Origin of the sequence: Thiogranum longum, from assembly GCF_004339085.1 — a bacterium.
In the GTDB taxonomy this organism is placed as follows: domain Bacteria; phylum Pseudomonadota; class Gammaproteobacteria; order DSM-19610; family DSM-19610; genus Thiogranum; species Thiogranum longum.
The window spans coordinates 1,798,892-1,812,038 of record NZ_SMFX01000001.1; the positions used below are offsets into that span (position 1 = coordinate 1,798,892).

The following is a 13,147-nucleotide window of genomic DNA, read 5'->3' on the forward strand; positions in this document are numbered from 1 at the left end:
CGCCTAATGCCTGCCAGTCTGTAATTCCTGTTTACCCGCGTCATCTTCAATGAGGCGGTAGTCTTCCGGCACATGGAACAGTTCTGCCGGCTGTTTTCCAATCTGTATATCCTTTATTTCCCGAATGTAGCCGCCGGGACGCTCTTCGCGAACAATCATTCCCAGCTCGGGGTCGTACCACAGGTTAGTCACATAGTGCTCACCCTCGGATGGCGCTGTGGTACGTTGCCAGTGCTCTGCCATTCGTCCATTCAACTGCTCGATATCGATCAACATCAGTTCGGACACCGACCCATCCGGCCATACATCACGTAGTGACATCAATCGTTCATCATCAATCCAGTGCAAACTTCGTAGTCGTTCTCCCTTGCGCTCGACTGTCACTTCCCAGCGCGATACCGGTCTTCCATAGACCTCCTCGTTACCAAGCTTTCTACACTGCCCTTCTGCAAGCACCGAACAGGGGTTACTGTCTCCGGGCGGAAGGAGTGGATTAATCATCTTGCCCGCTGGAAGAGCACGCTGCATGTAGAGTTTCTGCTGTGGAACAAGTAACAGGATCCGGCCGTTTTCCAGATCATATATCTCTACAATATCCAGCTCTTTCTTGCGGTACTCCATCCGTACACGATTATCTCCAACAAACACTTTTGCCTGTCGTAGCCGGCCATCGGGTGCTGACTGTAAGGTCCGCCCTGAAAACTGGATGCCAGATGCCGCATTACCGTTTCCATAACCGACTGTCCACAGCCCAAAAACCAGGATGATCCCTGCAACCCATTTCACAAGTAAGAACCCCTCCTGATCATCAGCCGGCCGGACTTACGGGTCTGCACCCCTGTGCAGACCCGTACCCATCAGGCCTTTACTTGTTGGCCGGAGCAGGAGGAGCAGATGGTGCCTGGGGAGGACCATAGGGGCCACCGTAGGGGCCACCCGGGCCACCCGGGCGACCGTAGGGTGCGCCATAAGGTCCCGGTCCACCATAGCCCGGTCCACCATAGCCTGGCCCACCATAGCCCGGTCCATAACCATAGCCAGGACCGCCATAGCCACCATAGTTATTACCGTAGCCACGACCATAGTAGTCGTTGTATCCACGACCATAACCGCGACCGGAACCACGGCCGGAACCACGTCCGCTGAAGCCCATACTGAAGTCGCCATCACCGAACATGTCGCCGCTGCCGTCTCCATAGCCGTTGTTATTGTTACCCCAGCCGCTATTGTTACCCCAGCCATTGTTGCCCCATCCGTTGTTGTTCCAGGGGCCCCACCATGCATTGGCAGACGTCATAGGTAGTGCTGTAACACCGGCCAACATTGCTGCAATTACAGTTTTTTTCAAGTTGATCATTTCGGTACCTCCGATCTGAACGTTAAAAATAGAAGCACGGACCATCCGTACTGCCAGTTGCTCCCCTTGTTGGGTTAACGCTACGAAAAACGAGGGGAACAAACGTTCTTCGTTAGCCGATCCAGATCTCCAGGATTTGGATACTGCTATTTTCCTAATCTGTTTTCATAAACCATTACCAGTAACCCGGCCATCCCATACCAGGCCAGGCTGGAGCGTATGCACCTCCCGGGGCAGCAGGGTAGTACCCCGGGTATCCTCTGCCACCATAAGGCGGATAGGCAGGTGTACCAAAACTGCTGCCTGACAAGCGATCGTATGGCGCCACGGGCCGGTAAAGCGGAACAGCCTGTTGAGCAACGGGTGCCCTGGGCTGGGCAGCAGGCACCGGATCCAGTGGTCGATAACGGGAACCGGTCGCCGGTTGTGTATATTGAGGTCTCGGTGGCTCTGGCTGCCCCCACTGTTGCGTACGGTACTGCCCGTAACGTTCCGGCTGAGTTTTGACAGCCCATGGGTTACTGCTGTCTGTTTCAACAGGCTGAGGCCGGGGCTGCGGTGGTGTGATGTACTGAGGCTGCACCACCGGCAAAGGCAACTGTGCAGCTGGAATCTGTACGACGATTGCCTGCGGCGGCTTTTCCGGTCTTTGCTCAACCTTTTGTCGCGGTTCATCATTACTGCATGCACTCATTGCCAGGATAACCAGTGTCGTAATGACACACTTCAACGTATGGCGGTTTTTCCGTGCCCCTTCAGGTAGTGCAAATCCGCCTACCTGTTGAGAGTCGGTGCTCATACGCGCCTCTTTGCTCACACTTTAGCGTGCCGGTGGCTGACCACCTGCCGCCGGTGCCGGATACTGTGGGTAACCCCAGCCTGGTCCCCGGTTTCCGTACTGCGGTGGCGGGTAGCCGTAGCCATAGCCGTAACCGCGAGGTGGATAGCCGTAGGCCGGTGCTGGTGCTGGTTGTTGTTGTGGCGCCGGTGCAGCCGCTTGCGGTGCAGGCTGTGTCGTGGCAGGCTGCGCAGGTACTTCAGTTTGTGGACGATATTGCTCCCGAGCCTGCATATGTTGTTCCTGTCGGGCCTTCATCTGTTCAAAGCGCTTCTCATGCTCGGCTTTCAGCTGTTGCATGCGCTTTTCCTGCTCGGCTTTTTGTTGCTCCCAACGTTTCTCCTGCTCCGCCTTCTGCTGCTCCCAGCGTTTCTGTACATCATCAGGAACCTGCATTTGTTTTCGCTCAGGTGGAGACATGGCCTGGCGTTGCCGGTTGAATTCCGCTTCACTTTGCGCCTCCATGGCATCCATACGCTTTTGCATTTCCTCAACGCGCTTTTTCATCTCGGCTTCACGTTGCTGATAATACTGGTCCATCTGTTTACGATGCGCGTCCTGTCTTTCATTAAATTGCTGACGCGTTAGTGAACCCTGCCCGTTACTCCCGGAGAAATCTGCCGGCATTCCAGGTGGCATAGCTTGCCGTGCACCCTCCAGGGCGGGATCCGGCCGGAAGTTTGGAGCACTTGCTCCAGGCGGGGGGCCGTAAGGTCCTGGTGGTGGTGGAACTGCACCGGGAGCGGCATAGGGATTCCATGCCCCCTGGGCAGAAGGCGCTGCTGCAGCCGTTGCATTTTGATCTGCCATTACAACCGGTGTCAGCAGCAGACCCGAGATTGATACCGCCAGCAACATCCGCATGTGCCGGCCTGCCTGATTCAATTTAAGTTTTGTGATCACGTCATGCCCTCCGCGCCAAGCGCCTTTTCCATTTCATTACTGAACAAAGTTTCCAGTATTTCTGCCTGTCACAGCCACTATGTTTCTGCCTGCTTATGTGCGTCTTCTTCCGCAATGCGGTGCTCCAGAACATCACAACCATGTCTGCGGAAACGTTTTTCGGCACTGATACATCCCATCGGAATCACGATCAGGGTGAACAGTGTTGCCACACCACCGCCGAACATAAGAGACACCGCCATGCCGTTGAATATCGGGTCGGTCAATATGGCAGCTGCACCGGCCATCATTGTCAGTGAAGTAATCAGGATAGGACGAAGACGTGTTTTTGCAGCATCAACTGCGGCTTCGCGAATATCCTTTCCGTTTTCTACTTCGATCTTGACGAACTCAACAAGCAAAATTGAAATACGCACGATAATTCCACCCAAAGCAATCATTCCGATCATCGATGTTGCAGTGAATTCTGCACCCATAATCCAGTGCCCTGGTATGATCCCGATCAAGGTTAGTGGTATTGGTGCCATAATTAATCCGGCCAGTGCGTAGTCACGGAACTCAACAACGATGAGTCCATAGATCAGCAGCATTGCCGCCATAAACGCCAGCCCCATATCACGGAATGTTTCATAGGTGACCGTCCACTCGCCCGTCCACTCAATACCCGAGTGAAGATCGTTGTCGGGTGGCCCAAGCAGGTTCATCGGCATACCACCCATCACTACCCCGTCCGGTGTGGTGTATTCACTGATCAGATCCTCAACATTGAACATGCCGTAAATCGGGGCACCGAGACGACCGGTCATTTCACCGGTGACATATTCCACACCACGGAGATCCTTGTGGTAGATATAGGGATCCTCAAGGTGCTTGACGAACGTCCCGAGCTCTCCCAGCGGAATATTCGTTCCATCTGTAGCGGGAATAGGAAGATTGGCCAGTTGCGAGATTCGTGCACGTACCGACAGGGGCGCCTGTATCACGATATAGGTAGGTTCAAGTGGTGCACCGCGTTTCACATCGCCCAGTTTGTAACCACCCATAGCCATAGCCAGGTTGCGATTGACCGCTTCTACCGTAACGCCAACCCGGGTTGCCTTTTCACGGTCGACTTCAAACTTCCAGTAGGTATAGGGATCTGCCATATAAGTATCGACATCTACCAGGCCTTCAGCCTGCTGGAACATGGTTTCCAGGTCGCGGGCGACCTGGCGACGCGTTATCGGGTCAGGGCCATGCACTTCGGCAACAACAGTTTGCAAAACCGGCGGGCCCGGCGGCATTTCGACTACCTGGATACGCGCACCCATTTTTTCAGCAACAGGATCCAGCAACTCGCGTGCCACCACCGACAACTCGTGACTGGTTCTTTCACGATCATGCTTGTCCAGCAGCATGACCTGGATATCGCCCATCCAGGGTTTCTGGCGCAGGTAATAGTGGCGCACCAGTCCGTTAAAATTGAAAGGTGATGCTGTACCGACATAAGTCTGGATCGCTATGACTTCCGGTATTTCAGCACGCATACGCTCGGACAGTTGATGTATGACATTGGCGGTAACCGGCAACGCAGTCCCTTCCGGCATGTTGACAACCACATTGAATTCCGGCTTGTTGTCGAACGGCAACATCTTTACAGCGACAACCTGGAAATAAAACAGGCTGCACACACCGGCAGTCATGACAATGACACTAACAAGAAAAGTAATTCCCAGTTTGCGATTGTTGATCAATGGCCGGATAAGTGGCTCGTATATCTTGCCGATAATTTCATGGGTACGCTTTTCACGTGCTTCGGCTTTCCGGAAGGCCTTGACACTCGACGGACGGACACGAACCGCGAACCATGGCGTGAATATAAAGGCCGCCAACAGTGAAAAGAACATGGCGGCAGAACCCAGTACCGGAATCGGTCTCATGTAGGGCCCCATCAAACCACTTACCCAACCCATCGGCAACAACGCCGAGATGATCGTCATGGTCGCCAGAATGGTCGGGTTACCGACCTCTCGAACGGCATCGATGGCAATACCCACCGTGGTACGCCCAGCTTCCATCCAGCGGCGGAATATATTCTCCACCACAACCGTTGCATCATCGACCAGAATACCGATGGAAAATATCAGGGCGAACAGGCTGACACGGTTGATGCTGTAGTCGAGCACCCAGGCGGCCCAGACCGTAATGAGAATAACAATCGGGATAACGGTAATGACCACAAAGGCTGCGCGAGTACCCAGGCCAATCAGGCAGAGAATTGCCACGGCAACGGCAGCTTCGAACAAGGCCAGCAACAGTTCATTGACCTTGTCATTCGCGGTCTTGCCATAGTCACGGGTAATCGTGACACGTACATTGTCAGGGATCAGGTGGCCTTGCAGAAGTTCCAGTTTGGCGATGACATCATTTGCCACTGTGACGCCATTTGTCCCTTCCTTCTTGGCCAGAGCAATGGTTACAGCCGGTTCACTGTTCGCCATTTCCTCATGGTCTACACCCGCCTGACCGGTCGAGTAAGCCACTATCTGGTGTGGTTCTTCCGGGCTGTGTACAACCTTTGCTACATCGCGAATATAGATCGGGGCACCACCGCGGGTTGCCACCACAAGGCTGCCGATTTCATCGGCGCTATGAAGAAACGCGCCGGTATAAACAGTGTATGCATTGTCACTGGCTTCCAGCGAACCGGCTTTCATCTGCTGGTTGGCCGCGCGTATGGTCTGCGCCAACTGGTCCAGCGTCAGGTTAAACCCGGCCAGTCGTTCCGGGTTGACCTCGATCTGCACCTGCTCAGCACGACCACCGACCACGAACCCTTGACCGGAATCAGGCACCTCGCGCAAGCGTTGCAGAACATCCACCCCAAGCGTGCGCAACGCAGCATCGTCAACTGAATCCGAAGACAGGGTGATCGTCACCACGGGGACATCGTTGATACCTTTCGGCTTCACCAGTGGCATGGCCACGCCTGGCGGTATCTTGTCCAGGTTTGACTGAATCTTGTCATGGACCTTGACGATGGAGGGTCCCAGTGGCTCACCGACAAGAAACCGCACCGTCACTATCGCCTGGCCACGCTGAGTGGCAGAGTAAACATGACGCACGCCCGGAATCTGGCTCATGATACGTTCCAGCGGCTCAGTCACCAGGCTGGTGACCTGCTCGGCCGAAGCGCCGGGATACTGCACGTACAGGTCGACCATAGGCACCGAGATCTCCGGGTCTTCCTGGCGCGGAGTAAACATCAGCCCCAGTAACCCGATGAACAGCGCCGCCACCATCATCAACGGTGTGATCGGCGAATCGATAAAGGTACAGGCGATGCGCCCGGCCATACCGAGATGCTTGTTCTCGACCTCTTCCCGGTCACGGATCTCAAGCAATTCCAGGTCCGTTTCGGATGAGGAATTGCTGTTTTCCGGGTTGTCTTTGTTATCTGTCATAACACACGCCACAGGTAACGGTAAATCATGGCTTCTTACTCCAGTCCGGAGAAGCCTCGGCTGGCGGAACAGCGTATATACGCTCGCCCACCTTGAGCCCGGACAGAACGGCAACCTGGTTGTTACTGATGTAATCGCCCAGCCGGATCAGGCGCAGTTCCTTGCCATTATCCGGTGTTGCCACATACACCGCCGGCAGGCTGCCACGCCAAAGCACAGCACTGTCGGGTATAACGGGCACCTCCTTGGTCGATGATGATTCTTCCGGCACCATGACCTCGGCATACATGCCCGGGCCACCCGGCACGCCGACGGGAAGATCAAATTTGACAACAACTGTGTGGCGAACCGGATCCGCCGTCGGGAAGATCTGCGCAACACGCGCATTGACGCGGACATTACCGACGTCGATCCTGACCGGCACCATCATGCCCTTCTTCAGTCCACTCATGAGCCGTACCGGTACATTGACCTGTACCTGCAGATACGTCAGATCAGCATATTCAACCAACGGCTGTCCGGGTTGTACCGTGTCACCCTTCTCCACCATCTTCTTGATAATGACACCATCGAAGGGTGCGAAAGATCGCGTATCGCGCAACTTTGCGTCGATCTGTTCGAGCTGTGACTGTGCAGCTGCCAGTTGCGACTCAGCCTGGCTGAGTTGTGTGCCACGGGCATACAGGTTGGCGCGTTCATCCACCCAGCGATTACCACCGTAGTTGCCTGGCATAACACTCTGGGCAAACGGCTGGGTAAACATCTGGTCGAACATACCGGGCATACCCATACCGCCCGAACGTGAAATACTGCGATCCTGCGGTGACAAGATCTCGCGGTCGTACTGGACGCGGGCATTGGCAATCTGCGACTGTGCGGCAGCGATCTGCGATAGCACCTCGCGGCGTTTTGCCAGCAATTGCGAATCGTCTATGGCAACCAGGATGTCGTCTTTCTTGAACTTGTCACCCTCGGTACCGGCAATCATGTCAATGCGGCCCGGAATCTGGGCGGTTAACGTAACCTCCTTGTAGGCAACCACGGTACCGCCCAGGGTGACGGCATTCGCTGCACTGCTGGCCTGCACCGTAACGATCTGTTCGCCACCCGTGCTCTCCGCGGCCAGCGCGAGCGATGCAACAAGACTGGAAATAAAGAAACCAAGAAGGATAAAATGAAACGATGCAGGCTGCCGACAGAAGTCCGGCCAATGAAATTCGCGGCGTTGTACAACAGAACTGACCCGCTTGACCGGCTTATGACCTGTTATCCTCACGGCTGTCTCCTCAGACACTATACTGTCAGTTGATGTCCTGACTTTTTCGCACCGCAACGCGAAACACATAGGGGCAGGAACATTAATTTACAGTGACTAGAGCAAGGCCCGTACCAGGTTTACATGTTTATGTTTCTATTAGATTTTTCTATATCTCTGTTTGTGTCGTTGCAACACAAGTACCTGATACATTCCTTTCGCTTTAGTTCATTACCTGTTGAAAGCTTTTCTGTTTTCGAGACAGAAATAAGCATGCAACAATTGTGCAACGGTTTTCACCCGTTGCAACACAAAAGTGTTGCATTTGATCTGCATCAACGTCCTGCAAAGTGCAGAGAGATATATTTAGTACTCAATAATATTCTGATGCACTAGAACATCGGAAAATTGCAGTGTGAGATGAGGAGGCTGAATGAAAACGCTGGAGCAGTTTGCGCCGCTGATGGACGCAGTCATTGCGCACATTCACGAAGGAGTAATACTCACCGACTACAAGGGCAAGATCCTTTTCCACAACCCGGCAGCTGACGAGTTACTGGGATTTACGGACTTTGATTCCGTCAGTGATATTCAGGCATGTACCGGTATAGACTTGCAAAAGTCACTGACCACAGCCGCCAATAGCTCGCTGGCCATGGATCACCTGCCCGTTGGAAGGCATCACTTCGAGCAGCGCATCACGCGCAATGGAAAAACCCGCTTCCTGGAAGTGAATACCTCCACTGTGCCGGTTCCCGGCAAGCCTTCTCCGGTACATTTGATGGTTATGTCGGATATTACCGACAGGCGTCGCCTGCAGGCCGTGCTGAATGACGAGCGAAGCGCAGGGCTCATTACACAGGATCCACACATGATCGAGATATCGGTCATGATGGAACAGATTGCATCTACCTGCGCATCGGTTTTGTTACAGGGTGAGTCCGGTACCGGAAAAAGCCTGATCGCACGTATGGTCCACGAAATGAGTGACCGGAGCAGCGAGCCACTGGTAGAAATCAACTGTGCAGCCATACCGGATGCATTGCTGGAGTCCGAACTGTTCGGACACGTCAAAGGCGCCTTCACCGGTGCAACCCAGGACCGTAAAGGCAGGTTACAGAGCGCACACGGCGGTACGCTGTTCCTGGATGAAATCAGCGAATTGCCATTGCACCTGCAACCGAAATTACTCAAGGCACTGGAAGAACAAACCTTCCAGATGGTGGGATCGGACAAGAACATCAATGTTGATGTGCGTATTATCGTTGCCTCCAACCAGAACCTGCGGGAACTTGTCGATGCCGGTGACTTCCGCGCCGACCTTTATTACCGACTGGCCGTAATCCCGGTCGAGATCCCTGCCCTGCGCGAACGGCCGGGCGACATTCCGCTACTGGTTCATTATATCTGCGACCAGCTGGTCAGTCGTGGTTACCCCGACAATATTGAATGTGACTATGACGCGATGCAGATGATGATGAACTACCCGTGGCCGGGCAATGTACGCGAACTGAATAATGCTGTTGAACACGGCATGATCCTGGCCAGGAACGGACGGGTAAGTCCGGACTGCCTGCCGTTTGATATACGCCATCACCGTAACAACTGCGAAGTACGCACCCGCACCAACACAGCTTCAACGGAATCCGACCCGCACAAGAAAGAAATACTCGATGCGCTCGCTGTCACTAACGGGAATCGCGCCAAGGCCGCACGTAACCTGGGAATAGACCGAAGTACACTCTGGCGTCGGATGCACCGCCTGAACCTGATCTGAGAGAAGCAATAATATTATATATATCAATAAGTAATACAATTTCGTTAATATTTAATTGATATTAATATTAGATTTAGCTAATATTACAGCCAGTAACTTTCAAAGGGAGACGAATATGTTTCTGGATGCTTTCACGCTTAGTGGTGCCGTTATTGTCCTTGTTATGATTGGTGTAACACTGTACGCAACAGGCTGCTGCAAAAACTAGATACCGCCGTGGATCATTTCGATCCACCCTCATCGAGTACACTTCTTATACGGCGGGCCAGGTCCGCCTCACGATAAGGCTTGTTCAACATGTGCGCGGAAAACCGCGCCAGACCATTATGGGCAATGATTTTTGAAGTATAGCCCGAGGTCAGCAAGACTTTAATACCCGGCCTTTTTTCCGTTGCCTGTTGCGCAAGTTCATAGCCGTTCATCCCACCTGGCATCACAACATCACTGAACAGTATATCGACCTGCTCATTGCCTTCCAGTATCTGCAAGGCCTGCGGGGCGTTTTCCGCAGTAAAGGTTCGATAACCCAGTCGGCTCAGATACTGGTCAGCAAGCTGCAGAAGATCGGACTCATCATCGACAATCAGAACAGACTCACTGCCACCGGGTAACTCGCCCCTTTCAACCATGTCGCTACTCCCGGCATGCGCCTCGCCTGTTGCGCGCGGAAGATACATACGGACCGTCGTTCCAACACCGACTTCAGAATACACCTTGACGTTACCGCCATAACGACGTGCAAAACCATAGACCATCGCCATGCCCAGCCCGGTGCCCCTGCCTTCAGGCTTGGTGGTGAAGAACGGCTCGAAAACCCGCTCCAGAGTTTCCCCATCCATACCGGTACCGGTATCGCTGATCATTAGCTCTACATAATCACCCGCCGTGGTTTCAGGGTTTATTGCTGCATAATCCGCATCCAGCCACCTGTTGGTTGTTTCAATCAGGAGCTTCCCGCCACCCGGCATGGCATCACGGGCATTTATCACCAGGTTCAGAATCGCATCCTGGAATTCTCCGGCGTTAATTTCAGTCTGCCACAATTCATCCGCCAGGAAATACTGCACCTCTATTTCAGGTGTGACCGAACGCGACACCATGGTCTCCAGGTCTTCCAGTACGGCATTAAGATCGACAATGTCTTTCTCCAGGCCTTTCTTGCGGGAAAATGCCAGCAGTTGCCGTGTAAGATCCATGCAGCGCAGTGTTGCGCGGGTGGCCGTATCGATCCACTTGCCCGACCGGTCATCAATACCGGCATCATTTTTCAGGATATCCAGGTAACCGATAACGATACCAAGCTGATTGTTGAAGTCATGCGCGATACCACCGGAAAGCTGCCCGATAGCATCCATTTTCTGGGCCCGGCGCAGGGCCTCTTCCATGCTGACGCGCTCAGTAATGTCCTGCACTGCACAGGTAAAGCGCAGCGCGTTACCGGCATCGTCATACAACGTCTTGCCACGCTCCTGGACATATTTTATCCGGCCATCCGGCATACACAGCCGGTGGTCGATATTGTATGGCACTCTGTTCTCGAGGGTTGCCTCGCAGGCAGCCACGACCCTGGCCCTGTCTTCCGGGTGAACGGCTTCGAGGAATGTCTCCAGTGTAAGATCTTTTTTCTGCGGATCAATTTCAAAAATACGGCAGGTTTCTTCAGACCACCAGTATATTTCATTGGTCAGGTCTATCTCCCAGTTACCGATATGCGCCATGCGCTGTGCTTCTGCCAGACGTTGTGAGGTTTCGTTCAGATTTTCCGCCTGCTTCCGGAAGCGCTGCTCACTATCATACAGGCGGCGCTGTTCGGTAGTTATTCGCCGCGCCATTTCATTGAAACTTTTCCCCAGCCTCGCCAGCTCGCCCTTGCCCTTCAGCTCAACCGGCTCAAACTGCCCTTTTGACATCTTGATACTGGCAGCACGCAATATATCCAGGGGTCTGCTGATGAAGTACTGGAATATCAACCATACCAGCGCAGCCCCCAGTAACAGCAACGGCGACATAATCGACATGTCCGCGACCAGCAGGTTGCGCACGCTCTGCCTGGCCCGCGTCAGGTCGTAGAGGAAGTAAATCTTTCCCTGCTGCAAATTACCCAGGCCATCACCTTCTCCGGTCAGTGAAACAGGCAGGGTTGCATGGATAGTATCGCCTTTGTCGTCGATGTGAATATCAAGATGCAGGCCATCACCCGGTTCACCGTGGCCATGAACAAGGCGCCCATACCCTGGCAGGCTTTGTTCAGCCTGAGCTCGCCATTCATAGCGATTGGCCAACAACACCTTGCCGCGGTGATCGATTACGGCCAGCACCAACAAGTCAGGATTAACTGAATATTGACTGACCAGAAACTGGGCTTCTTCTCTATCACCGCGTAAAAGTTCATGGCTGATATTGACCTGCAGGTTGGACAAGGTGTCACGCCACAGTGACAACTGTTGTTGCTGGGTGCGCTCGACAAGGTGGCGGTACTGAAGGGCACTCCACAACAGAAGCACCAGGCCGAGTAGCAGGGTAATAAATACCGGAAACCAGACACGCAGGTTCAGGGTGCGCATATCAGAGCGACCCGGCCGGTAGAAAACGGGGCTGGAACATACCGGAAATCTCCACCTCATCGCGGAGCAACCCCGCACGATTCATAACCTCTGTCAGTGCGCGAGCCGTGGCTTCCAGTGCGGGTGGACTACCGCCAAGCAGGTGCCTGTTTTCAGCAAGCCCAGGGATTTTCAGGCCTTCAAACAGGGTCTTCATCTGCTCCGGCTCAACCCCGTATAGCGGCGCCATGCGACGATCAGCGTCATCAGGGTGGTCGCGTCGATAGGCCAGTGCAGAAAAATGTCCACGGACAAGGTCGTGAAGTTGTGACTCGTACTTTTCAATTGCTTCAGCGCGGACCACCAACACATCGATGATCCGGTTCGGAATCTGGCGGCTGTCGAATAACGGCACAGCACCCTGTGCCAGAAGATGACTACGCACAGGCTCGAACGTCACCACGGCATCAACCTTGCCAGACTGGTAGATGCTCTCGTGCTCATCAACGCCGGCAAATTCCAGCGTCACGTCTTCAGGCTGCAACCCCGCTGCCCGCAGTGCTCCGTCCAGAAGAATGGCCCCAACGGCAGTATTTTCCACAGCAATTGTTTTTCCGCGCAACTGGCCCAGGCTGCGGATTGGCGGGCGGGCCAGTATTACATCGCCACCGGCTGACACATCCATGACCAGCAACACCTGGAGGTCCACAGCCCGTGAGCGGGCGGTCAGTACTTCATCAAGTGTCAAACAGGCTGCATCAAGAGAGCCCGCAGAAATTGCCTGCATCACTGTCGTCGCGGAAGGCAACTCTGCCAGGTGGATAGTCTGCTTTGGAAAGAGATCGAGGCTACGGGCGAGATAGAGACTTTCATAACCGGGCCAGATATTGCTGCCCACGCGCAACGGCTCTTCCATCGGGCGGCTGCAACCCCCTGACACCAGCAGTAAGGCAGCAATGCAGAAATATCTTATGAACATGCTGTCTACCTGCTTCCTTTCATTGCCCACGCCTGACAGTCACACGCTACCC

The 13,147-nt window shown here is 54.0% G+C and carries 8 protein-coding genes; 1 reads left to right on the top strand and 7 read right to left on the bottom strand.

Annotated elements, in window-relative coordinates:
* Positions 1-3: 3 nt before the first annotated feature.
* From DFR30_RS08900 to DFR30_RS08920, 5 genes are all read right to left on the bottom strand, one after another.
* A complete protein-coding gene (locus tag DFR30_RS08900; RefSeq protein WP_132972426.1) occupies positions 4-786 on the bottom strand; it encodes a hypothetical protein in 783 nt (260 codons plus the stop codon).
* A 79-nt stretch (positions 787-865) separates the two neighbouring features.
* Positions 866-1,357: a hypothetical protein gene (locus tag DFR30_RS08905; RefSeq protein WP_207891857.1), complete on the bottom strand. Its 492-nt coding sequence runs from the start codon at positions 1,355-1,357 to the stop codon at positions 866-868.
* Positions 1,358-2,177: 820 nt separating this feature from the next.
* Positions 2,178-3,059, bottom strand: a complete 882-nt coding sequence (locus DFR30_RS08910) for a hypothetical protein (RefSeq protein ID WP_132972428.1) — start codon at positions 3,057-3,059, stop codon at positions 2,178-2,180.
* A gap of 116 nt (positions 3,060-3,175) precedes the next feature.
* Positions 3,176-6,541, bottom strand: coding sequence for an efflux RND transporter permease subunit (locus tag DFR30_RS08915; protein ID WP_132972431.1), 3,366 nt, complete (start codon positions 6,539-6,541; stop codon positions 3,176-3,178).
* Positions 6,542-6,566: 25 nt separating this feature from the next.
* A complete protein-coding gene (locus DFR30_RS08920; RefSeq protein WP_243640713.1) occupies positions 6,567-7,817 on the bottom strand; it encodes an efflux RND transporter periplasmic adaptor subunit in 1,251 nt (416 codons plus the stop codon).
* Between the two features lie 412 nt (positions 7,818-8,229).
* On the opposite strand from DFR30_RS08920, the gene DFR30_RS08925 reads away from it, so the two are divergent.
* Positions 8,230-9,573 carry a sigma-54 interaction domain-containing protein gene (locus DFR30_RS08925; RefSeq protein ID WP_132972435.1) on the top strand — a complete coding sequence of 448 codons (1,344 nt, stop codon included), beginning with the start codon at positions 8,230-8,232 and terminating at the stop codon, positions 9,571-9,573.
* Positions 9,574-9,794: 221 nt separating this feature from the next.
* Here DFR30_RS08925 and DFR30_RS08930 read toward each other — a convergent pair whose 3' ends face one another.
* Entirely contained in the window at positions 9,795-12,137 is a 2,343-nt protein-coding gene (locus DFR30_RS08930; RefSeq protein ID WP_165869152.1) for an ATP-binding protein, read from the bottom strand.
* Position 12,138: 1 nt separating this feature from the next.
* On the bottom strand, positions 12,139-13,095 hold the full coding sequence (locus DFR30_RS08935) for an ABC transporter substrate-binding protein (protein WP_132972439.1): 957 nt from the start codon (positions 13,093-13,095) through the stop codon (positions 12,139-12,141).
* Positions 13,096-13,147 lie beyond the last annotated feature (52 nt).